A 23,783-nucleotide genomic window follows, 5' to 3' on the forward strand; every position below is an offset into this window, starting at 1 on the left:
ATATGTAACAAAAACAGCCATTTCTCCCAGATTTGCTGTTTCTGCATCACCATTGCCGACAAGCCCGCCCTGTGCGGGCTTTTTTTTGCACAAAAAAACCCACCTTTTCTGGTGGGTTTATTGTGTTTTACAGGTATCTTTAGGGTTAGTCTTTTTGTATTTATGGTTTATCGAGATCCATCAGTATGATTTGTCTATCGGTATATTTCGTTTGAACCGCTTTTTCTGAACGTGCCATAAAAGCTTTTTAACCCGGGAGCAGGTTTCTTCATTTCCCAAGATTATCCAGAAGAACCAAGACCTGGAAGGTCATGGGAGTAGTATAAAAATCGTATGCTGCAATAACTGGAATAGGTTATTCGGTAGCTTCCAACTTTGTTTTCAATGACTTCATCGAAAATATACTGTCGATAATTTTCATGCTCTGCCAGAACGTAACCAGACAAAAACAAACCGCTGACATCAATAAGCTGAGCTTTCACGCCCCCAGTACTTTATTTAAAGCTCAGACTTAATTCTCACAAACCCCGGGTCCAGGTTATTAAGACTTTGAATCTCCCATTTTGCTTATGGTTTTGATAACCTCCATATAAGCTTCACCATGATCCCGTACTGCATCTGCATCATATTTTTCAGAGGCCAGGTGCACTTCTTCAAGTGTTGCAGCTAATTTGTCCAGCTCTTCATTTATTTTGGCCAGTGCATTTTCCAGGGTATAAGTCAGCTCATGGATTTTGGTCACATCTTCTGCCGACATTGAGTCTTTTTTCAGTAATGTCTCCAATCGATCGTTGTAGCGTTTGAAGTGCGTTACCGCTTCTTCTAATGACTCGGCTGATTCGCCTTTAAAATGCTCTACCGTTTCCGCTTTCGCCATTGTGGCCACACCAAAACTCAGTGCTGCCGCTGCCAGGTAATTTATTACTTTCATGTTGATACCTAAATGTAAATAAGAACCGTTAACATATACAACGATAACCAGACTTGCAAATATAATTGGATAAACAAATACAAAACTCCAAGGCATAAAAAAACCTTCCGTCATTTAACGGAAGGTTTTTAACGTGTGATTCTGAATATCGGGTTACATTGCTTCTGCTTCCTGAATGGCTTTTCTGACTACACGCCCTAAGCCCCCGCTAGCATCAGACGCCTTGATGTCGTCCAGATTAGTCGGTTCACCTACAATCACGGCACCACCCATACCGCTTCCGATATGCGGGGTACAGATATAAACGTAGATACCTTCTTTATCAAAAGTATGTTGATAGTTTTCACCCATTGGAGACATTATTTTTTCAGTACCTTCTGGCACAAGACCTTCAATGGTTTCCACATTATGTGTCGGCATGTTTTCCCAACGAACGGTATCACCGGGCGCGATCTTAACGACCATAGGCTCAAACTTCATACCTATGGCAGTAACCACATGGGTTTCCGCAAATACCGACTGAGTTATAAACAATAATGCTGCAGGAATCGTTAGAGCTAGTTTAGTTTTTGGCATAATGCCTCCTCTACAGAAGATGTATAAAAAAACACCATCAGGGTAAATTATTAATAATATTGAACGCTTTTCTGTGTGAAAAACTCCCTAATAATATTCAGGACAACGTTTTAGCCTTAGTGTTCCTATTTGATATATATAGATTTTTTTCATTTTGATAGTGGGATGATTTCCCGGGGAGTGCATTAACATGCGTTAATCATTTTGGGTCAGGCATTAAGTTTCGTGTTTAAAAAAGCTACTGACCTGGAAAATGAGAAAGCCCAGCGCCGATAAAACAATGGCAATTTCGTAATGAGCATAAGCGACCGACAAGCCAATAGCACCCGTCAGCCATATACCTGCTGCACTAGCTGTACCATTTATGGATCCTGATGTATTCATAATGGCGCCGTCACCAGAGGATAGGTTCGCATCCCAGCCCCTTTTGTCTTTTACTCACGGTTCAAGGCAATCGGAAGGCCAGCAAAAGACGATACCCAGTTGATATGAGTGATACCAAATCAGACCGACATTGATATCCATAAAACAACCTACTTTTGGTTAGGTTGATTTTGAACAAATAAATATAAAATGCTTACTTAATCTGAAGCAATTTGTGATTTTAAACTTCGTGGCCAGGCTGTCACCAGTGCCTTGAGTAAGGTTGCCAGAGGGATAGCAAAGAAAATACCCCAAAAACCCCAAACCCCACCAAAAAACAAAACGGCCAGAATGATCGACACCGGGTGCAGATTAACCGCTTCAGAAAACAAAATTGGAACCAGCACATTGCCATCTAAGGCCTGAATAATTCCGTAAGCCACCAATACATAGGCAAACTCCTCAGTGAGACCAAAATGAAAGCCTGCAACCGCTGCAACCGGCAATGTTGCTACTGCGGCACCGATAAACGGAATCAATACTGAAAATCCAACTAACACGGCCAGCAATGCCGAATAAGGCAAACCAAACCAGGCAAAAGTTATAAAAGCCACTGTACCCACAATAATGATTTCAACCACCTTGCCACGCACGTAGTTAGCAATCTGACCATCCATTTCATTCCAAATCCTGCTCATCAAGCCACGTTTTTCCGGCATCATTGATAAAATAAAGCCCACCAGCTTTTCTCTGTCTTTAAGCATGAAAAACACCAGAATTGGTACCAGGACCAAATAAACAATCAGACCAATCACATTGCCTAGTGAAGCTAAAGATAAAGTCAGTGCACGCTGACCGTAGATACTCAATTCTCTTGCCACCATTGAGATCCAGTTCTGAATTTCATCCGGAGTTATCAGTGTGGGATATTGCGCCTGAAGCTCATCCAGCCATTGCTGTCCGCTCGAAAGCATTCTGGGTGTTTCCAATACCAGATTAACCAGCTGATTCCATAACAATGGCATCAACAAAAAGGCCAGCGCTAACATCACACTGACAAAACCGACAAAAACGATTGCCACGGCAATCATTTGCGGCACGTGCCTCCTTGTTAGCATATTCACTACGCCCTGCAACAGAAACGCAATGATTAACGCCGTAAAAAAAGGGGCTAACATACGACCAAACCAGATGATCACAGCAAAGCCTAATACCAGTACAATCAGCATAATGACGGCTTCTTCATCAGAAAAATATCTTTCCGCCCACTTTTTGAATACTGCTCGCAAGGTCATATCTGTTTTGGTCCTGTTCAGCGTCTTAAGGTATGTCTGTTACTATTTTGGCATATCGTCATCAGACTTGTAGCGCATTAAATGCAGTCTAACATTCAAATTTGAGGAACTATCCAGGTGGATATCGTTCATTAATTGCATTCACCAACCATGCGAACCACTATGTTGAAATCATTTTCGTCAAGCAACCTGCTGGGTTGCGGGTTTATTTTTATACTATTCACTCAACCCGGCCTCGCGGCCACACCGGTAAGTGTCAGTAAGCCGATAGTATCAGAATCGACTGAAACACTGACCCTATCAGGCTCATTAACAGCTGAACGCAGGGCATTGCTGTCTCCAAGAGTTGATGGCTTAGTCAAAGAAGTTTTAGTGGATGCCGGCTTCCGGGTTAAACAGGGTGATGTTTTACTGAGACAGGATCCAGCTATCGCCAAACAACAGCTGGAACAGGCAAGGGCTGCAACAAATGAAGCTCAGGCCAGTGCAAGTGAAGCCGAGCGATTAGTCGAAGAAGCCAAACGGCTTCGTGGAGATAATTACATTTCGGCTACAGAGCTGGCTAATCGCGAATCCAATCTCTTATTGAGTCAAGCAGCTCTGGCAGCGGCCACGGCCATGCAAAACACCGCGGCAGAACAGCTGAGTCGACATGAACTGCCAGCCCCCTTCAGTGGTGTTATCAGCGCCAAAATGACGGAAGCCGGTGAATGGATTAATCGAGGTGATCAAGTGCTGGAATTGGTAGCTCTGGAGCCTGTCAGACTTGATGTTAACGTGCCCCAGGAACGATTTTCTGAGATCACGACAGAAAGCCGGGTCGAAATACTGCCTGATGCACTGCCGTCACAGAAACTCTCTGGAAAAATTACTGCTCTCGTCCCGGTCAGTAATACACAGGCCCGCTCATTTTTAGTCCGCATTGTTGTGGATTCAAATGATGTGACTCTGTTACCCGGCACTTCTGCCAGTGCAGTAATCTATATGGGTGGGGATAAAGCAAAAGGGTATCTCATTCCTCGTGATGCAGTATTACGTCATCCTGATGGCGGAAGAAGTGTATTTATTATTGATGACAACAACCGGGCGCAACGCCGAACTGTGAGTGTCGGTAGTGAAAGTTCTGACGGTATCATTATTACTGAGGGGTTAACAGCCGATGACTTAGTGGTAATTCGCGGTAATGAGGTGCTTAGCGATAACGATGAAGTTGAACTTGCCAGCGACGCCAGATAAAAGGAATTAACCCCGCATGCTAGAAGCACCGATTCGTAACGCCAAACTACTTACTGTCATGGTGCTGATTGTTTGTGTTCTCGGCATCTCTGCCGCACGAATGATCCCCGTACAGATGATTCCTGATTTGGATGTACGCACCATCAGCGTTGTGACGCAATGGCCTGGAGCAACGCCTCAGGATATTGAAAAGGAAATCCTGATCGAGCAGGAACGCTATCTGCGTAATATTCCAAACCTTAAACGAATGGAATCGTTTGCCGAAACCGGTGTTTCATACGTTGAGCTGGATTTCCCGTTTGGCGTCGATATAAATGAAACCTTAATAGAAGTCGCCAATGCGCTAAGCCAGGTTCCCAGCTATCCGGAAAATGTCGATCAACCCAGTATCCGCAGCAGCTCGTTTTCGGAAAACGCTTTTATGTATTTTGCGGTATCCCCGCTACCAGGCAACCCGCTGAATCTTGATATCGACATGATCACCGACTTTATCGATGACAATATTCGTACTCAGATGGAGCGTGTGCCGGGTGTTTCCGAGGTTCAGCTCCGCGGCGGCGCCGAACGACAGATGCAAATCTTTATTGATCCCGCCAAACTGGCTCAAAGAGGCTTAAGCCTTACCCAGGTGCGCGATGCCATCCGTGCCCGTAACAGCGATACCTCTGCCGGTGACCTGGATGATGGAAAAAAACGCTATTTAATCCGAACGGTTGGCCGGTTTGATAATAAGCAGGAACTGGAAGAATTGATTCTGGCGCATCGCAACGGCACTGATATTTTCCTGAAAGATGTCGCCACGATTAATCTGGGTCACTATGAAGTTCGTGAAGTCGCCGTGGTCAATGACGAGCGTGGCCTGACGATGGCGGTTAAGCGCGAACCGGGTTCTAATGTAATCGATATAAAATCCGGCATGATGCAGGTGGTTGAAGAGATGCGGCGAGATTTACTGCATCCGAATGGCCTGGATTTAGTCCTGATTGGCGACGATGTTCGCTATGTCGAATCATCAATACAGAATGTCTCTCAGAACTTGCTGCTAGGGGCATTGCTGGCCACCATCATACTTTTTTTATTCCTTCGCAGTATTCGTGGCACATTAATCGGTTTGATGGGGATGCCGGTGTGTATTATTGCGGCATTTTTAGGGTTATTGGTTTTTGATCGTACGATCAATGTGATTTCCTTGGCCGGTATTGCCTTTGCGATAGGCATGACGGTCGACAACACGATTGTTGTACTCGAAAGCATTGAACAGGCCAGGCGCCGCGGCCTGGATAGAATTGAAGCCGCTATTACCGGTGTTCGTGAAGTGTGGACAGCGGTCCTGGCTTCCAGCATGACAACGATTCTGGTTTTTGCTCCGGTATTATTTGTTCAGGAAGAAGCCGGCCAATTGTATTCGGATATCGCTATTGCCATTTCGGTAGCCATTCTGGCTTCAATGCTATTTGCCGTAACCGTGGTGCCCGCCGCCTGTGCTCACTTCGGCCTTGGCAAAAGTCGTGGTACTCATGAAGATTTACATCGTCGAGGCGTCATCCTCCATAGCGTCAACTGGATTACCGGTGGTTTTTTCAGACGCCTGATCACCATGCTCATTACGGTATCAGCAACCCTGGTTGCCGCATGGCATTTAATGCCGCCGGCTGAATACCTCCCTGAAGGTGAAGAACCCAAAGCCTTTACCAGTATGATTCCCCCCCCCGGCTATAACCTCTCGGAAATGTTGCGAATCAGTGAAGAGGTCATTGAAATTCTCAGTGAGGCCAAAGGAGCTGATCCAGCCTTATTTGATCGTGGAGAAGCCCCGCTTCCATCACTTGCCTATTATTTTATTCGTACCACTCCAACCGGTTTACGCGTGCTCAGTGAGCCTACCCGAACGCAAGATATCGAACTAATGATGAATGCGTTAACCGATTTATTTGAAAGTTATCCGGGTATGCGTGCTTTCTCAGGTCGTGGTTCAATTATTTCCAGCGATCAGGGCGGAACACGTGCGGTCAGTCTGGATATTGCCGGTCCGGATATGGAAAACCTATACAGTACGGCAGAATTTGCGCTCAAACGAGCCGAACAGTTGTTTGAAAACCCACAGATAGATTCCATTCCTGGATCGTTATCGCTGGATCAACCATTAATTGAAATCCGGCCTCGCTGGTCGCGGTTAACCGAGGTCGGGTTTACAGCCAACGATTTTGGTTTTTCAGTTGCAGCATTAAGTGATGGCGCTTTTGTTGATGAGTTTTTTATTGATGATGACAAAGTCGATATGTTTCTGTTCAGCACTGCAGGGCAACAACAGAATTTGTCAGGCTTAGCCGGTCTGCCCGTACTCACCCCCAATGGCGGTATTATTCCATTGAATGCTTTGGCTGATTTGGTCGAAACCGTTGATAGTGCAACCCTTAGACGGGTTGATAGTCGCAGAACCGTCACCCTGCTGATTATTCCGCCGAGAGATGTGGCTCTGGAAACCGCAGTGAATAAAGTTCGCAACGAAATGATTCCCGCCATGCAGGCTGAAGGTGAAGTCGCCAAAGGAATTAACCTTTCTATTTCCGGCGCTTCGGATCAATTGGATGCCACAAGAGAATCCTTATCTGAAAATCTTGTGGTGGCTGTTATACTCATCTATCTGGTTCTGGTCGCTATATTCTCACATTGGGGCTATCCATTAATTATTTTAACCACTGTGCCATTAGGCATCGCCGGAGGTATTGTCGGGTTGGTCGCCATCAATGCCTCCGGCAGCCTGTTAAACTCGTTCGGCTTACCGGCAATCATCCAACCATTCGATATGATTACTATGCTGGGCTTTGTCATCCTGCTGGGTACAGTGGTCAACAATCCGATTTTGATTGTTGAACAGGCAAGACGTAATTTGACCGACAAAGCCATATCGGTACATACGGCCGTTAATCAAGCCGTAGCAACTCGGTTGCGCCCGATATTGATGTCGACATTGACCACCATTTTTGGTCTGGCACCGTTAGTGTTTATCCCTGGTGCCGGTACTGAGCTCTACCGAGGTGTGGGTATTGTGGTTCTGGTGGGCATCGCGGTTTCCACCCTTATCACGCTGACATTCCTGCCAAGCTTGTTAATATCGATTTTATCGTGGACACAACGTAAACAATTGTCTCGGCAGCCTCAATCATCTAACGCTTGATCCTGTTCAACAAAGATCAGCTTGTCAGTATCAAAACCACGTTGCTCAGCCTCGTTAATAAAGCTGGCAATTAACTCGTCACTGACTTGCGGTGTACGGGCCAATAACCATAAATAGTTATGGTTAGGGCCTGACACATACGCATACTGGTAATCCTGTTTATCCAGACCAAACACCACATAACCACCATAAAATGGTCCAAAAAAGGATACTTTCAGGTGTGCAATATCAGCGTCTCTGACGAACTTTGCTTTACCTTCAGCTTCTTCCCATTGTCCTTTCTCACTGTTGTAGCCGCGATTGATCACCCTGACGGATCCATCTTCCCGCAAGCTATAGTCGGCGGTCACCGATGTTAAACCCCGTTCAAAAGAATGATCCAGTCTCGCTATTTCAAACCATTTACCCAGATAACGATCCAGCTCAAAATCAGGGACAGGCTCAACCCCTTTGGGAGTTCCAGTGCAAGCAGTTAACATCAGTGATAGCAGAAGAATGGTAAATAGACGCATATTTCACACACCTTTGGTTAATTTACGAGTTTATATCTGAGGTCGCATGTATGAGTGAGACGCTAAGTTTGGCGGATATTTCCCGAATCATTGAAATGGCGTGGGAAGATCGTACACCGTTTGAAGCGATTTTCCGGCTGTATGGCTTACCGGAGAATCAGGTCATTAAATTGATGCAACGCGAAATGAAACCAGGTTCATTTCATCTGTGGCGGGAACGGGTTGCAGGGCGAAAAACCAAACATCAGGCTTTGCGTGATCCGCGTATCTCGCGGGCCTACTGTCCGACTCAATATAAACCACGCTAAGCCACTTGAGTTTTATTAAACGGCGGTAAAGGCTCTTATCGCAATATAAACACAACTTAACCAGCCGACCATAAAAATCAAACTGCGAAAAACAGCCAAATCCAGGGCGTAAAAAATCGGGTGTAGAATACGACAGGCCAGAAACAAAATGGCTGCTTCACTCAAATCCCGCAGATTTACACTGGAATAAAACGCCAGCAACGTGACGGCGGAATAGAATATCAACGCCTCCCAGGCATTTTTCTGTGCCGCTAACACGCGGGCAGCCACACCGGTTAACTCAGACTGTTGCTCTCTGGGATGGCGGTTATCAAAGATATCAACGTGTTTATAACGTAAGTAGCCGCCGATAAATGCCAGTATCATCGGGAAAAACGTAACAATAAATAACACGATAAACAACGCAGGCATGTATTACTCCAGGCAGCAAAAGTTAAAGGAATTAATCAGCTGAATTCAGCTGCAATTTTCAGTTGGGCATAATTTTTTACAAACAACTCACTGAACGCTGGATCAAATGCTTTTCCTGATTGTTCGGATAAATATTCAAGTACTTTATCTTCCGGCCATGCATCTTTGTAAACCCGGCGATGATAAATCGCATCCCAGACATCAACAATGGCAAAAAGTCTTGCTTCAAAATGTATCTCGGTTCCCTTCAAACCCTGTGGATAACCTAATCCATCCCATCGTTCATGATGTTCATAAGGAATCATCATATACTGTCGCAGGTAATCGTTCTTTGACAAAATATCATAAGCGATTTGTGGGTGCTGTTTCATGATTTCCCATTCTGCATCGGTGAGCTTTCCGGGTTTTGTCAAAATCTCATCCGGGATGCCGATTTTGCCAATATCATGCAGAATTGCGCCATAACGAATCGATTCCAGTTGTTTTTCATCACTTATGCCGGACAGTTTTGCCAGTGCTACCGTCATTCGGGTAACCCGCTCGGAATGATCTTTGGTTTCCTTGTGCCGTGCATCCATCACATGAATCCAGCCCATCACTGCCTGTTCAATACTGTCCAGAATTTTACGATTGGCTGCCTGAATCGCCTTGAAGTCATGACGAATCAGCACATACAGGAATGCAGCCGTTAAGATTACAAACGCCCAACCTTTGAAATGTTGTATCTGAGTAACACGTTCTCCTGAAAATAAATACTCTACAGAGATATCTGAAAAAAATATCCAGGCTATCCCAACAAGCAAATACACCAGAACAATTCGGTAATGAGGGGGTAAATTCATGTATTTTTTATTGTTAGCTGTCGGGAAACCATCCTTCAGACCCCGCGCAATAGATTAATTTGGCAGTTTTGCTTCCAGAAACTGCAATAGACGCTGCCACGATTTCTGATCAGCTGCAGCATTATAGCGATCAACACCAAACACGGTAAAAGCATGTTCCGCACCGCCATAGGCAATCATTTCGTTGGGGACATTATAGGTTTCAAGCTCTGTGCTCAGCTGAGCAAACTCCTGCATGCTTATCGCTTTATCAGCGGCACCATGCAATACCAGAATTTCTGCTGAAGTACTGGCATAATCCTGTCCCTGAGGGGTTTTTAAGCCCCCATGGAAACTGACAAAACCTTGCAGATTCTCCCCCGAACGAGCCATTTCAAGCACCGCTGCACCACCAAAGCAATAACCGATAACAACAACCTTTTGCCGGTTGGCTCCCAGTTCAGCGGCTTTGTCCAAAGCACCTTTCAGTAACTGACGCATTTTCTGTCTGTCCTGATACAGCTCACCGGTATGTTGCTTTTTATCTTTATCTTCCGTGGGTCGAATGCCTTTACCAAATAAATCCGCGGCAAAAACCGCATATCCCTCTTCAGCCAGCATATAGGCACGTTTGATTTCGTAATCCGTCAAGCCGTCCCAGTCGTGGATCAATAACACCAAAGGGGCGCTATCTGCTGGACTGACATAGAAACCTTCGTAGGTTTCATCATTCACCTGATAATCGATATTATCAGCGGCTGCCGCCACTGAAAAACAGGTAAGCCCGATTAATAAATATTTTTTCAGCAACATGCTATCTCCCTGGCAATCGTCTATGAACTATTACGACCAAATGATCGCTGCAGAGTTGGCAAAAAAGCTACTTTATTGAATGCATCTTTAGTTAGCCATCATGATGGTAGCGAACCACTCTGTCGACTTCGTTTTTTGAGCCCATGATGACGGGGACGCGCTGATGAATGTTTTCCGGCTGGATATCCAGAATCCGCTGGGTTCCGGTAGAGCTTACACCACCGGCCTGCTCGACAATGAAACTCATCGGGTTTGCTTCGTACATCAGGCGTAACTTACCGCCTTGCCTGGCAATTTTGGAATCTGTCGGATACATAAAAATGCCACCTCGTGTCAGTACGCGATAAACTTCTGCGACCATTGATGCCACCCAGCGCATATTGAAATTTTTCTCCCGTACACCCTCGGTGCCTTTCATACATTCTTCGACATATTTCTGGACCGGAGCTTCCCAGAAGCGCTGATTAGACATATTGATAGCAAATTCAGCGGTCTCTTTGGGAATACGCATATTTGGGTGGGTCAATATAAATTCACCGACATCACTGTCCAAGGTAAAGCCATTTACACCGTTACCGGTGGTCAAAATTAACATCGTCGCTGGTCCATATACTGTAAATCCAGCACAAACCTGCTCTGTGCCTTTTTGCATAAAGTCTTTTAATGTCGGATTTTTACAATCATTGGGGCAACGTAAAATGGAGAAAATAGTGCCTACTGAGAGATTGATATCAATATTGGAGGAGCCATCCAATGGATCAAAGCAAATCAAATACTTACCTTTGGGAAATTTGCTGGGGATCTGAATGATTTCTTCAATTTCTTCAGAGGCCATTGCGGCCAGATGGCCGGTCCATTTAAGATGATCAACCATTACATCATTGGTAATGATATCAAGTTTTTTCTGCGTTTCGCCCTGAACGTTTTCACTTTCAGCAAAACCACCGAGACCAATGATGTTGCTGCGACTGACTAAATGAGAGATTTTTTTACAGGCACTGACTATATCGCCTAATAATCCCGTCAAATCGCCTGTCGAATCCGGATGGGATCTTTGCTCTTCAACGATAAGTTGATTCACTGATTTGCCGATATCAGACATGGCGTTTCTCTCTTTAACTATTTATTTTTCAGGGTGTCGAGCTGATGATTCGCAGCTGTTTAAAGCGAGAGTAAACCAGTGGCGATGAAAATGCCAAGAGCAGTTAGAAGTGTTTTAAAATGCAGGGGAACAGACCCGCTTTTCCCCTGCTAATAATAACTAGATTTTAACGAGAATCTCACCCATACCAATGCCACCGAGATCACCCGCATAACGCTGCACCCTGGAAAAACTCTCCACCTTGGCAAATTGGCTGTCCAGCTTTTTAAACGACGCAAACATCAGGGGTAAAAATGCCAGCGTGTGCGATCCACAATCATTGAAATTGGCGGTAATGCCATGCTGTGGCATTTTGGGCAGCAATATTGTGCCCCGTTTCATCGCATATCCCAGATGTTTGCCGACCTCACCGAGCACTGCAATAGTGCCGGATATCATTCGTGAACCACAGTAATCACCAGCATTGCCTTCAATCAGAATCATGCCACGGCGCATATGATCACCGGTACGTGCGCCGGTATTTCCGGTGACGATAATAATACCGCCGGTCATCCCGTTTTTATAACCGCTGCGTGCTGCGCCAACAAAATCACCTGCGTTACCGTTAATTTTGATTTGGCCACCTTTCATTTCACAGCCGGTATAAATAAATGTGTTTCCGGTAATTTCTATATTTCCGCCTGTCATAAACTGGCCCAGATAGGCACCGGCATCGCCCTCAATAGTGATGCGTCCATGAGTCATCGCATGACCGATATGATCCAGTTTGGCAGAACTGTTCTCAAAGCGGATATCATTGACATCATCGCCGCTGATATCAAACAGCTGATCAACCGGTAACGTTAAACGTCCACTGACCAGTTCCATCGCAGCAATATCGGCTACATCTTTACCCGCCAGTTTATCAGGCGTTAATGGGGAGCAATCGACACGTTGTGCCAAATCCATTTTGAGTTTAAGAGTCAGTGCTTTCATGCCATGATCTCCTGCAAATGAAAGTGGAATGGGCCGAGTTTGCCACCATAATTACCAGCACTGATTCGGCGAATACCGTTTTCAGCGCCTAAATCACATGCCGCCTGAATGCCGACCCGCATGGCTTTATCAATATCTTCTTTGCTCAGACCATCAATAACGATTTCCATCACCGATTCGACTTCCGGCGAACATTCGGATTTAGTCTGACCTTTTAACGTTGGACAGAAGGCATCATTGGTTGACGCATTAAGTGCTTTGTACTTTGAACCGACTTTCGATCCACTGCGAACGACGCCTCCGGGAAACGGCATAATGATATTCGGTAACTGTTTCATCGCCTTAACTGCTGCTTCGCAGGCCGCCAAGGCCTGAGGCTGAGATTCCGCCAGAATCAGGAAGTTACCCCCTCCAACAGAAGAAACCACACCGGTGTTTTCCTGGGTAAGGAATTCACCATCCATAACCGGAATACGCCAGTAACGCTTACCATCAATCATTTTTGAGATTTGATAACCATCACCAAAGAAACGCAGGTTTTTACCCAGGGCAATTTCTTTCCCATCTTCACCTTCAATACCCGAAAATAAAGCAGATGTTGGGGAAGTAAGTACACACTGACCAGCACGGGTTTCAACCTGTTTGGCTAACCCTTTGCCACCCATAGCAAAAATCAGACAGGCCACACCGGGACGACCATCAGGGGTTTCAGAAGGCTCTAATATTCTTTCCATCGAAGCTTCACAACCGCAGGCAATAACCGAGGTTGCAAACCCAGTGAAGGCAGTTGCTGAATGCATCGCCCATTCAAGATTCTGAGCAGTAATAATGATTCGCGTGCCTTTCATCGGAAAGGCTTCGGCAAAGGTTTTATCAATGCTGACGCCATTGATGATCATAGTCTGCCTCCCTTATGCAGCGGCTGAATGGTTAAGCTACCACGACCATCATCGACGATTTCGTCATTACTGATTTTGAAGTTGCTCATTTTCAAAGTGTGGAATTTATCAAAATATTCCTGTAACGGTTTTTCGATACTCACATCATATTCCGGTTTAACCACATGTGTGGTGCCCCAGGTAATTTTGATGACCTGGCCTTGACGCACCACCATTTCCCCATCTTTAAAGACATAATCCGGTTTTTCGAACATCTTCTCACGATCACTGTTATCGGTGTAAACAGTGATATCCGCTGCCGCGCCAATTCCCAAATGTCCACGATCTGCCAGACCAACGAGTTTGGCTGCACCTGCCCGGGTCATGATGGCAATTTCATACAACGAATATTCACGATCCAACGACGCCAGATGGGTTGCTTTTTGTGCTTCCGGATGCAAAGTAGAGAGCATGTCGTTACGGAAAGACTTATCCATCAATAACTTAATCAGATGCGGATAGCTGGTAAACGGTGCACCATTCGGATGATCGGTGGTCAGGAAAATCCGCCAGGGATCATCGACCATCAGGAAGGTTTCCAGACCAATCATCCATTGCAACGCGTTTACATAACTTTGATCTTTATATTTAAACGGTACTACACCGCAACCGGCTTCACATTCGATATCCATACACACCCATTTATTAGGATGTGCATGTGGTGCTCCGGCAAACTGACGCATATTGTCGCCCGATGCCGTCACCGTCTGGCCGAACAGGATCTGCCCGACATCCACAGTAATATTTTTATGTTTATTAATCGCTTCAGCGATTTCAGCTGCGCCGGATGAGAATTTAAAATCACCTTCGGTGCCGTAGCTGTGGAACTGAATATGCGTCAAATGCATCGGCAAACCTTCAGCGCCCTGAATGGTATCCAGCGTCGTTTGCATATTCCCGGGTACGCCCAGATTACAACCATGCACATGTAACGGGTGCGGCACACCGATTTCTTTTACTGCTGTAGACAGCCGGTGCAGGATATCGCGCGGTGTCACCCCATAAAAATCGTTCTTTTCATCCAAATCAAGTTTGCGCTGATTAAATTTAAAAGCACTGATACCACCAGGATTAACTACTTTGAGGCCGACTGCCTGTGCATGATTAATGGTCCAGGCAACATAATTGTTAATCGCTTCCTGATCCGAGTTGGCGGCCATCATCCGCAGCAGAAAATCATCACTGCCGAGCATCACGTAACCACCTTTATCAATAATCGGTGTGTCATGCATTTCCATATGGGCCTGGCGTGCATTAATCGGTAATACGGCTGGCTCAAACCCGGCGGTATAACCCATTTCTGCGTAACGGTAGCCCGTCGTTAACGTGCTGGGTGCCGCGTGACCAGTTCCTGACCGTAACAACTCCGTCCGTTCATAAACTGCTTGAGCATGATCTTCCGGCAACATGGTTCGGGCAATATTGACCTTCCCGCCACCAATATGGGTATGCATATCAATGGCACCGGCCATAATGACTTTGCCACGCACATCGATTTCTTCATCAACCCGACCATCTGTCGGTTTTTCGACAATACGCCCATCGCGGATATAGATATCCCGTACCACATCATTTTGATCGTGTGCCGGGTCAAAAATACGTCCGCCTGTTAATTTTAAAAGCATCTTTATCTCCGTTTACAGGGCCTGTTCGACCGCACTGAGTACTTCAAACACGCTGGGTAAGCCGCTGTCACGTAATTTTCTTAAAGGAACTGAAACAACACTGTCGGTACGAAAGGTCCGGCCTTCGTGATCGATACCGGGCACACCAACCGGAATATAGACTTCCGGTTCCGTTTCAAACTGCATACCGCTTCGTCCAAGCACAATAGTGGTGGCTGACGTTTTGGGTGGCGTAACGGTGGTGTTAAAGCTGGAAACCCAGATAACAACATCACTCTCACCTTCAGCAAGAATGCGTCGACCGTCATTTAAAAACGGGTCGTAATCTGGAAAGCGACGATTGAAGGTGGTTCGCATCGGATATCCACTTTGCCAGGAAGCTACGGCATTCACAGTGGTATCACCTTCTTTACCGCCTAATGGCAAGCCATTGCTGCGGGTGGTAGCGTTAATTTCCTTGATCAGTTCACAGACGTTTTGAATGGTGGCCTCAGCATGATCAAAATCCAGTTGGCCAGCTGACCAGGTCACTACCGAATATTTAGCGGCCATTAGTCTGTCGGCCAAGGTTTGTAATTCACTGACTGCTACTCCGGCAACGGCTTCTGCCTGAACCGGTTTACCTTTCAGCAAAGCGCGCAATACCGAAACCACTTCCGGCAAGTCAGCATTATCGCAGCCGATAACCTGAGCCTTTTTACCTTTTGGCGAAGTGGAGGCATCTCCACTTGGTTTCTTGCCTAAATAGATAACTTCACGCGACTCAATATCCTGGCCGAACATGCTCTCTTTGTTCCAGATCATTCGTTCAAAAAAGCGTGGGAATGTGGATTCGACATCCGTTCCTACAACCAGTAACAGATCGACCCGGTTTCTTACTTCGGTAAGCGTGGTCGTCATATAGCCGGTGTCCTGTAATACTAGGATATTGCGAAAGGCGGCTGGAGAATAAAAACTATCAATCGTGGCGCCGCTTTTATCAGCCAGTGCCATGGCAGAACGCGCACCGTTTAAGTCCGTACCCAAACCTGCGATTAACGGTTGTTTGCTGTTAATGAGTAAATCAGCAATATGGGAAACGGCCTGATCCAGAGTAACTGCTTTGCCTTGAATGCGGGGTTGTAAATCGGATATCGGCGTTTCAAAACCCGGACGAGTGACAGCATCACCATTTTCCAGAACTTTAATGTTGTTACCGCTGACTTGAATTGTCAGATCATCGGATGCTATACCACAAAATGGGCTGGCAACTTCATGCCAAACGGTTGCCGTGCTGTTTTCTGTCATATCGCTGTCCTCGATAAATCTCACATAAATAAACTGGGGCCGTTATAACCTGCTTCAAGTCCAGGCGGATATTTCAGCCGCAATATTGAAAAGCATTAACCATGTTTTGCGCGTAATAAAAGCGAATCAATATTGTTGTCACGTAACTGTTTCTGTAAGGCATCGGCTTTATCACGACCGATGACTGGTCCAACCTGAACACGGTGCCAGGTATCAGTATTATCTATTGTCACAGTTTGCACTTTTGATTCAATACCTAAAAAGGCTAACCTGGCCCGAAAACCATCCGCATCATCAAGCTTTTTAAATGAACCGACCTGAATCATATAGCTGACTGCATCAACGGCGGGCTCCGCAGCGGCTTGCTGGGTTTGTTCTGCAGTTTGTGCAGATGGCTGAGGGGCCTCAGCGACCTCTTCAGGTGGAGAAGAGACGATTGGTTTTTGCGGCTGATTGGCAATAGTTCTGGGTTTTTCAACCACCACTTCCGTTTCAGGCAATAAGGTATAAAAATCAAAAGTGGGCTCCACAGCTGATTTTTTTTGCTGTTGTTGCGTGGTTTTTGCCTGTTGCTGATCCGCTGGAACATTATCTTTCAGATGTAATAAAAACATCACAAAAGCACCTACCGCGAAACTGATTAACATAGGTCCCCAAGGCATACTTCCGCCCTGCTTTGGAGACTGTTTACGGGTATTTCTTCTGGCTGCCACAAAAACCTCTTACATCGTTTGTGGCGCTGAGACGCCCATTAAACCCAAACCATTAGCAATAACCTGTCTGACAGCAGTGATCAGTGTTAAACGCGCCTGACTGACATTGATATCTTCTGTCATAAACTGATGGGCGTTGTAATACGTATGGAAATCACGGGCCAAATCCATCAGAAAATGCGCCAGCAGATGTGGCGTGTAAGTTACTGCGGACAGTTCAACTACTTCCGGATAACGTGAAAGCATAGTCAGCAACGCTTGTTCGTGATCTTCGGTTAATAAAGACAAGTTCTGCAACCCGGCCTGTTCATCCCAGTTCAGTTGTCTTTCAGCTAATTGACGGAACACACTGCAAATCCGTGCATGCGCATATTGCACGTAATATACCGGATTATCATTACTTTGTGATTTCGCCAGCTCCAGATCAAAATCCATATGCTGATCAGCCCCACGCAGCACATAAAAGAAACGGGCAGCATCCTTACCAACTTCATCACGCAGTTCCCGTAGCGTGACAAATTCACCACTGCGAGTCGACATACCGACCTTTTCCTTGCCACGATACAATACGGCAAACTGCACCAATAAAACACTTAGTTTGCTGACATCCTGATGTAACGCCGTCATTGCCGCTTTAACACGTGGAATATAGCCATGATGATCGGCACCCCAGATATCAATGATCTGCTCAAAACCACGCTGAAATTTATTCAGATGGTAGGCAACATCAGAAGCAAAATAGGTTGCCTGACCATTATCCCGCACCACAACGCGATCTTTTTCATCGCCAAACTCTGTGGACTTGAACCACCAGGCCCCATCCTGCTGATAGAGCACATCAGCTGCTTTTAATTGCTCGATTGCCTCATCAACCACGCCCGATTCAACCAGTGATCGTTCGGAAAACCACTCATCATATTCGGCGCCAAATTCAGCCAAATCATTACGAATATCATCCAGAATGGCATTTAAACCTAAATCAAATAATTCACGGTACAGTTCAGCACCAAGTAATTTTTTGGCCTGTTGTGTCAGGCCATCAATATGCAATTCTTTGTCACCACCTTGCGGTTCGTCTGTGGGCACGCCATCAAATACCACTGCAGCTGGGTGTAATAGTGCATCGGCATGCTGATTTTTAAGGGTCTCAGCAATGTCAAAAACATATTCACCACGATAACCATTACTGGGAAAAATAAACTGTTCACCACATTTTTCCAGATATCTCAGCCAGACACTGGTGGCCAGAATGTCCATCTGACGGCCAGCATCGTTAACATAATATTCGCGATGTACATCATAACCTACCGCTTTAAGCAGACTGCCGACGACTGAACCATACGCAGCACCACGACCATGACCAACATGCAAAGGACCTGTCGGGTTGGCAGAGACAAATTCCACTTGAACTCTCTGGCCCTTACCGTAATCACTCAAACCGAACTGACCGGCTTTTTTCAATACCTCAGCAACCACTTCCAGTCTGGCATTTGCTGATAAAGTGAAGTTAATAAAACCGGGGCCAGCAATATCGACTTTATCAATCATCTCATGCTGCGGCAAAGCATCAACAATTAAAGTTGCTATCTGACGTGGATTCATTTTGGCCGGTTTGGCCAATACCATGGCAATATTGCTGGCAAAGTCACCATGGCTGCGATCTTTGGTTCGTTCCAACTTAACATCAACCGAGGAAATATCTGCAGGGAGGCTTTGTTGTGAAATCAGCGAAGCTAACGTGCTTTCGATAATTGTTTTCAATTGGTCTTTCAAGGTAATGAAGTCCAGATAACAGAAATGTGATGGCGAATTTTAACCGATCAGGCTGGTGGATGACACTATCCTTAGGTTCATATTAACTCCGTAGGATCGATGTCTATCGACCAGCGACCTTTTCGCGCCAGTTTAAGCTTACTGATGGAATTGATATGTTGATCAATTAATCGATGCAGAGCAGCACGATCTGCGGATCGCATCAGTAGTTGTGCACGATATCGTCCTGCACGCTTTTCCATTAAAGCGGGAACCGGTCCCAGAATCAGTACTGACGAAGTTGTGTGATGTAATAATTCAGAAATCTGTTGCAATAATTGCATAGCCAGATCCGCTTCTTTGCTTTCAGCACGCCAAACCGCCCAGAAACCATGAGGCGGTAATTGCATCTCCATCCGCTCTGCTAATAAATTTTCGGCTATGGTTTCATAACCGTGTTGTAACAGTTTTTTCCAAAACGGATGTTCCGGCTGTTCGGTTTGAATCAAGACTTCCCCGGCTTTTTTGCCACGTCCAGCTCTTCCCGTCACCTGAGTGATCAATTGTGCAAGATTTTCGGTCGCCCTAAAGTCGGCACTGAACAATGCCTGATCAGCATCTACCACCCCTACCAGGGTTACATCATGGAAATCATGGCCTTTAGCTAACATCTGGGTGCCGACCAGAATCGCGGCCTGCCCCTGATTAATCTGTTTAACCATATCGGCAAATGCATTCACCCGCTGGGTGCTATCCCGATCAATTCGCATGACAGGCACATCTCTAAAAATCGTTGTCAGAGCCTGTTCGACTTTTTCAGTGCCAATGCCATAACTTTTCAGTTCCGTGTTACCACATTCCGGACAACTTTTTGGCAACGTTTGTATCAATCCACAATGGTGACAGAAAAGACGGTTCTGCTGTTGATGTACCACCATTTTTGCATCACAACTCCGGCAATTAGCCTGCCAGTTACATTGGTGACACATCAGTACCGGAGCAAATCCACGACGATTGATAAACAGTAAAACCTGATGATTTTGCTCAATATGTTTTTCGATGGATTTTAACAATCCTGTACTTAAGCCATTGTTATCAATAGCACTATTTGCGGCTATCAGTTTCACTTTGGGTAAGGTGGCCCCACCGGCTCGTTGCGTTAACTTAAGCAGCTGATAACGTCTCTGATTTACTTGATATAAGGTTTCCAATGAGGGTGTTGCACTACCCAGCACAACAGGAATATTCAGTCTTTTAGCACGCATTAATGCCACATTTCTGGCGTGATAGCGTAATCCATCCTGTTGTTTATAGGAACTGTCATGTTCCTCGTCAATGATGATCAACCCCGGATTAAGCATTGGCGTAAAAACAGCTGAACGGGTACCGATAATAATATCTGCTTTTGCTGCTCTGGCCAGTAACCAGGCTTGTTTCCGATCGTTATCTGAAACGGAAGAATTTATGACTACAATATTTGCCGTTAATGATTGACGGAAACGTTCAACAAATTGCGTGGTTAATCCAATTTCCGGAATTAATACTAATATCTGTTGCTGGTTTTCAATGAGCTCCCGACAGATTTCAATATAAACTTCTGTTTTGCCACTTCCGGTTATTCCCTGTAGCAAAAAAGTGGAAAATTTATCCCTGGCCTTCAGTATTGTTTCAACAGATTGTTTTTGTTCATCATTTAGCAATACCCCCTGCTGTATTTGTAAACAAGGTAGTGGTAATGCAACTTGTTGGCTGGCAATAATCGATTCTTGTTTTTGCAGGGCAGTCAAGCTGCTTTTTACATTTCCTAATTGAACCCGCAATGCCTTTTCACTGAGTCCTTCCGGATAATCTTCCAATAAATTCAGGATCTGCTTCTGCTTTTTGCCGGGTTTATTGTTTGGTCGTTGTTTTAAAGACCAAAATGTTTCGGTTTGCATCTCATCAGCATCACCAAGTCGTAATTGTTTTGGTAAAGCGGCTTGAAAGCATTCTCCAATGGGATGATGGTAGTAACGGCTTACCCATTGCACCAGCTGCATGATTTCTGTTGGCAAAAATGCCTGTTTATCGACTTGCTGATCAATTTTTTTTAGTTTACTGACTGAAGCTTCCGTTATGGGTTTTATCGCAATGACAATTCCAATCAGTGGTCTACTCCCAAAAGTGACAGCTGTACGCATACCGGTTTGCCAGCTCTCTGCAGGATCATCACTTAGATAATCAAATGTCTGACGTAATGGACAGGATAAGGCGATTTCGACGATGCAGCTCATTAATCAATACTAAATAAATAAAAGAGATCTTTTTAATGATGTTAATGCTTTAGTCCTGTGTATAGCTGTATTAATCCAAAAAATACTTATTATTCATTGTGTTAAATAATGGTTAGGTTGTGCATAACTTTAAGCTTGCGGGATGGATCTCCTGTGTATAACTTTGCGACTTATCCACAGATAATTTTATCCACAGCTTATGATCTGTTTTATAAGCAAAGCATACCGTAGTTGTTAAGCTTGTTTTACCAGATTATCAATAGGGGGATCGGCTTGGCTGGTTTTAAAAAATGCTGTGGCTTTTACAGCTTGCTGACAGAGCCGCCTGAGTTGAGATATGGCTTGCAATTCTTTTTCCATGCGAGCAATAGAAAGTCTTCCTTCTGCACCACGTCTTAACAATAATGATTTTAATGAAAGATACGTTTTTTCGAGGGTATCGAGCTGATTGGATAAATCTGGACCGGGTTTATCCAGGGTGGCGATATCCAGCAACATTAAACAGTCCACATTGAAATGTGCCAGTTGTTGTTGTAATTCAGCCGCAATAGGATGATTGGATAAAGCACGATTTTCAGCAATACCAACCGTAAGTGAGGAAATAGCGTCACAGTATTGGGAAACACGTATCAAATCAGCTGTTTTTTCTGCGATCTGCTCATTAATATGTTGCTGGTAGAGTAGCCGACTGAATTCCCCTATTTTTAAAACATTTTGTTCAGTGAAACTGTGTTGCTGTTTTAACCAGCTCACAGGCCGATTTTTATGAATACAATGCGTCGCCATTTTTATTACATGCTGATTTAATCGAATTAATTCAAGACGGATTGAAGTAAGTGCCAGGTTCGGAATTTTTAACGTCGTTTTATCAAGATATTTCGTTTCGGCAATACTTTGATCAACACCGGAAAACTTGGTTTTCAGCCAGTTTTCCAAAGGGGCTGCCAGCTTCCAGATAAGTGCAACTCCTAATACATTAAAGACCGTGTGAAATAAGACTAATGTGGTGGTGAACTGCACATCGTCAACTATTAATTGCTGAAACCAGTGGATCAGCCATATTAACGGCACCAATAAAATTAGACTGACAATGGCCGTTAAAAGATTAAAAATGACATGGCTGGCAACGATACGCTTGGCTACTGGCTGACTACCGATAACCGAAAAAATGGACGTTGTGGTGGATCCCAAATTACTGCCGATGACAATTGCAGCTGCAGGCAATAAACCAATTATTCCACCAGCGAGCGAGGTTAACGCCAAGGTTAAGGTGAGGCTGGATGATTGCAGTAGCGTTGTCAGGAGCAACCCAGCTAACGCAAACAATATTATATCAACGACTAATAAGCCACTGGAAAAATGCAAATCAAACAAGCTGTCGGCACCACTGAAAGTGGCTTTTAAAGCGGCTATTCCTAAAAATAGCAGGCCAAAACCGGTTAATGCCAAACCGATATTGGCATAACCACGATTAATGCCTAATAAGCGCATCGCCATACCGATACCAATTAACGGTAAGGCAAATTTTTCAATATTCAGGTTGAAACCAACCAAGACAACTAACCAGCCCGTGACCGTGGTGCCGACATTACTGCCAAACACAATCCACATTGCTCTTCTCAGGCTGATAATGCCGGCATTGGCAAAACCAATTGTGGCCAGAGTGACGGCACCTGAGTGTTGAATAATAGCCGTGAGCAGGAAACCCGCACTGAGGCCGCGTAGACGAGTGTTGGTCCAGCTTTGCAGGATTTGATTGAGCTTATCTCCGGCAATTTGTTTGAGTCCGTCAGTCATCAACCACATGCCTAACATAAACAAACCCAAGCCACCGATTAGCGATCCCAGCATATTCAACATGTAACACCTACCAGATTCCTGAAGCATTGAATTGATGATACCGGATAAAATTTCAGCGATGCTATGCTATGCAAAGTAAATCAATGAGGTGTGAGATGAAAACGGCGTTTGTAGTAGCAATGGATGAACAGGGGTTAATTGGACGCGACAATGATCTGCCATGGCGACTGTCAGCGGATCTGCAATATTTTCGCTGTATTACTATGGGTAAACCCATTTTAATGGGCCGTAAAACCCACGAGTCGATCGGCCGAGCCTTACCTGGTCGGCAAAATATTGTGGTGAGTTCGTTAGCTGATTATCAGGCTGAAGGATGTGATGTCGTCAATTCGATTGAAGCCGGATTAAAGCTTGCCGCAGATGCGGATGAAATAATGGTGATCGGTGGATCGTCATTGTTTGAGCAGATGTTCGATAACGTCGATAAACTTTATCTCACAAGAGTTCATGCTGAATTGGAAGGCGATACCTGGTTTCCTGAATGGGATAAAACTCAGTGGCAGTTAATCAGCCAGGAATCGCACCCGGCAGATGAAAAAAATGATTATGCCTATAGTTTTGAGGTTTACCAGCGCGTTTAATTCGGCGGCGACATCAGCTGTATAGCAGTATGCAGATGTTCAGAGGCTTCATGACCCAAATCGGTCAGATATCCACCATCAGCCTGTGTAATTAAACCGTTATTAAATAATTGTTGCGCCGCTTCAACCAGACCTTCCCGCGCTGTTGAATGATGAATTTTTATACCTTGCAGCGTGTTGCTGGGATCAAATTGTAATAAGACTTCGATCTGGTCAATTTTTTGCTGTTGCAT

22 protein-coding genes are annotated in these 23,783 nt (G+C 45.1%); 4 read left to right on the forward strand and 18 right to left on the reverse strand.

Annotated features, from left to right (window positions below; genetic code table 11):
- Positions 1-541: 541 nt before the first annotated feature.
- The 4 genes from B2W60_RS00440 to B2W60_RS00455 all read right to left on the reverse strand — a co-directional run bounded on the left by B2W60_RS00440 (position 542) and on the right by B2W60_RS00455 (position 3,165).
- The gene (locus B2W60_RS00440) at positions 542-931 is read right to left on the reverse strand and encodes a DUF6746 family protein (RefSeq protein ID WP_292361152.1); all 390 of its coding nucleotides are present in this window, start codon (positions 929-931) and stop codon (positions 542-544) included.
- Between the two features lie 153 nt (positions 932-1,084).
- Positions 1,085-1,507, reverse strand: a complete 423-nt coding sequence (locus B2W60_RS00445; RefSeq protein WP_292361151.1) for a plastocyanin/azurin family copper-binding protein — start codon at positions 1,505-1,507, stop codon at positions 1,085-1,087.
- A 216-nt stretch (positions 1,508-1,723) separates the two neighbouring features.
- Positions 1,724-1,894 carry a hypothetical protein gene (locus B2W60_RS00450; RefSeq protein ID WP_292361181.1) on the reverse strand — a complete coding sequence of 57 codons (171 nt, stop codon included), beginning with the start codon at positions 1,892-1,894 and terminating at the stop codon, positions 1,724-1,726.
- Between the two features lie 194 nt (positions 1,895-2,088).
- Complete coding sequence (locus B2W60_RS00455) at positions 2,089-3,165, reverse strand: AI-2E family transporter (protein ID WP_292361149.1); 1,077 nt, start codon at positions 3,163-3,165, stop codon at positions 2,089-2,091.
- A 162-nt stretch (positions 3,166-3,327) separates the two neighbouring features.
- Between B2W60_RS00455 and B2W60_RS00460 the strand changes: the two genes are divergently transcribed.
- Together B2W60_RS00460 and B2W60_RS00465 are read left to right on the forward strand one after the other, a co-directional pair.
- A complete protein-coding gene (locus B2W60_RS00460; protein ID WP_292361147.1) occupies positions 3,328-4,401 on the forward strand; it encodes an efflux RND transporter periplasmic adaptor subunit in 1,074 nt (357 codons plus the stop codon).
- Between the two features lie 16 nt (positions 4,402-4,417).
- Complete coding sequence (locus B2W60_RS00465; protein WP_292361144.1) at positions 4,418-7,579, forward strand: efflux RND transporter permease subunit; 3,162 nt, start codon at positions 4,418-4,420, stop codon at positions 7,577-7,579.
- On the opposite strand, the gene B2W60_RS00470 is transcribed toward B2W60_RS00465, so the two are convergent.
- Positions 7,561-8,091: a lipocalin family protein gene (locus B2W60_RS00470; protein ID WP_292361142.1), complete on the reverse strand. Its 531-nt coding sequence runs from the start codon at positions 8,089-8,091 to the stop codon at positions 7,561-7,563. The genes B2W60_RS00465 and B2W60_RS00470 overlap by 19 nt on opposite strands.
- A 50-nt stretch (positions 8,092-8,141) precedes the next feature.
- On the opposite strand from B2W60_RS00470, the gene B2W60_RS00475 reads away from it, so the two are divergent.
- On the forward strand, positions 8,142-8,399 hold the full coding sequence (locus tag B2W60_RS00475; protein ID WP_292361140.1) for a TIGR03643 family protein: 258 nt from the start codon (positions 8,142-8,144) through the stop codon (positions 8,397-8,399).
- Between the two features lie 15 nt (positions 8,400-8,414).
- Here B2W60_RS00475 and B2W60_RS00480 read toward each other — a convergent pair whose 3' ends face one another.
- The 12 genes from B2W60_RS00480 to B2W60_RS00535 form a co-directional block, all read right to left on the reverse strand.
- On the reverse strand, positions 8,415-8,810 hold the full coding sequence (locus B2W60_RS00480) for an MAPEG family protein (protein WP_292361138.1): 396 nt from the start codon (positions 8,808-8,810) through the stop codon (positions 8,415-8,417).
- A 35-nt stretch (positions 8,811-8,845) separates the two neighbouring features.
- Positions 8,846-9,652, reverse strand: coding sequence for an HD-GYP domain-containing protein (locus B2W60_RS00485; protein WP_292361136.1), 807 nt, complete (start codon positions 9,650-9,652; stop codon positions 8,846-8,848).
- Positions 9,653-9,706: 54 nt separating this feature from the next.
- A complete protein-coding gene (locus B2W60_RS00490; RefSeq protein ID WP_292361133.1) occupies positions 9,707-10,444 on the reverse strand; it encodes a dienelactone hydrolase family protein in 738 nt (245 codons plus the stop codon).
- A gap of 91 nt (positions 10,445-10,535) precedes the next feature.
- Positions 10,536-11,546, reverse strand: a complete 1,011-nt coding sequence (locus B2W60_RS00495) for a class 1 fructose-bisphosphatase (RefSeq protein WP_292361131.1) — start codon at positions 11,544-11,546, stop codon at positions 10,536-10,538.
- Between the two features lie 159 nt (positions 11,547-11,705).
- Positions 11,706-12,521 (reverse strand): formylmethanofuran dehydrogenase subunit C, encoded by an 816-nt coding sequence (locus tag B2W60_RS00500; RefSeq protein ID WP_292361130.1) that lies wholly within the window; start codon positions 12,519-12,521, stop codon positions 11,706-11,708.
- Positions 12,518-13,420, reverse strand: coding sequence for a formylmethanofuran--tetrahydromethanopterin N-formyltransferase (gene fhcD / locus B2W60_RS00505; protein ID WP_292361128.1), 903 nt, complete (start codon positions 13,418-13,420; stop codon positions 12,518-12,520). The genes B2W60_RS00500 and fhcD overlap by 4 nt, the downstream gene beginning before the upstream one ends.
- The gene (locus tag B2W60_RS00510; RefSeq protein WP_292361127.1) at positions 13,417-15,084 is read right to left on the reverse strand and encodes a formylmethanofuran dehydrogenase subunit A; all 1,668 of its coding nucleotides are present in this window, start codon (positions 15,082-15,084) and stop codon (positions 13,417-13,419) included. Before B2W60_RS00510 ends, fhcD begins: the two co-directional genes overlap by 4 nt.
- 12 nt (positions 15,085-15,096) lie before the next feature.
- Positions 15,097-16,371: a formylmethanofuran dehydrogenase subunit B gene (locus tag B2W60_RS00515; protein WP_292361125.1), complete on the reverse strand. Its 1,275-nt coding sequence runs from the start codon at positions 16,369-16,371 to the stop codon at positions 15,097-15,099.
- 95 nt (positions 16,372-16,466) lie between these two features.
- Positions 16,467-17,084 carry an SPOR domain-containing protein gene (locus B2W60_RS00520; protein WP_292361123.1) on the reverse strand — a complete coding sequence of 206 codons (618 nt, stop codon included), beginning with the start codon at positions 17,082-17,084 and terminating at the stop codon, positions 16,467-16,469.
- A gap of 9 nt (positions 17,085-17,093) precedes the next feature.
- Entirely contained in the window at positions 17,094-18,857 is a 1,764-nt protein-coding gene (gene argS, locus B2W60_RS00525; RefSeq protein WP_292361121.1) for an arginine--tRNA ligase, read from the reverse strand.
- 77 nt (positions 18,858-18,934) lie between these two features.
- Positions 18,935-21,109, reverse strand: a complete 2,175-nt coding sequence (locus tag B2W60_RS00530) for a primosomal protein N' (RefSeq protein ID WP_292361119.1) — start codon at positions 21,107-21,109, stop codon at positions 18,935-18,937.
- A 234-nt stretch (positions 21,110-21,343) separates the two neighbouring features.
- Positions 21,344-22,969: a Na/Pi cotransporter family protein gene (locus B2W60_RS00535; protein WP_292361116.1), complete on the reverse strand. Its 1,626-nt coding sequence runs from the start codon at positions 22,967-22,969 to the stop codon at positions 21,344-21,346.
- A gap of 95 nt (positions 22,970-23,064) precedes the next feature.
- Here B2W60_RS00535 and folA point away from each other — a divergent pair, with 95 nt between their 5' ends.
- Complete coding sequence (gene folA, locus B2W60_RS00540) at positions 23,065-23,550, forward strand: type 3 dihydrofolate reductase (protein WP_292361115.1); 486 nt, start codon at positions 23,065-23,067, stop codon at positions 23,548-23,550.
- On the opposite strand, the gene B2W60_RS00545 is transcribed toward folA, so the two are convergent.
- Positions 23,547-23,783, reverse strand: coding sequence for a TIGR02647 family protein (locus B2W60_RS00545; protein WP_292361113.1), 237 nt, complete (start codon positions 23,781-23,783; stop codon positions 23,547-23,549). The genes folA and B2W60_RS00545 overlap by 4 nt on opposite strands.

The organism is Methylophaga sp. UBA2496 (assembly GCF_002341635.1).
Taxonomy (GTDB): domain Bacteria; phylum Pseudomonadota; class Gammaproteobacteria; order Nitrosococcales; family Methylophagaceae; genus Methylophaga.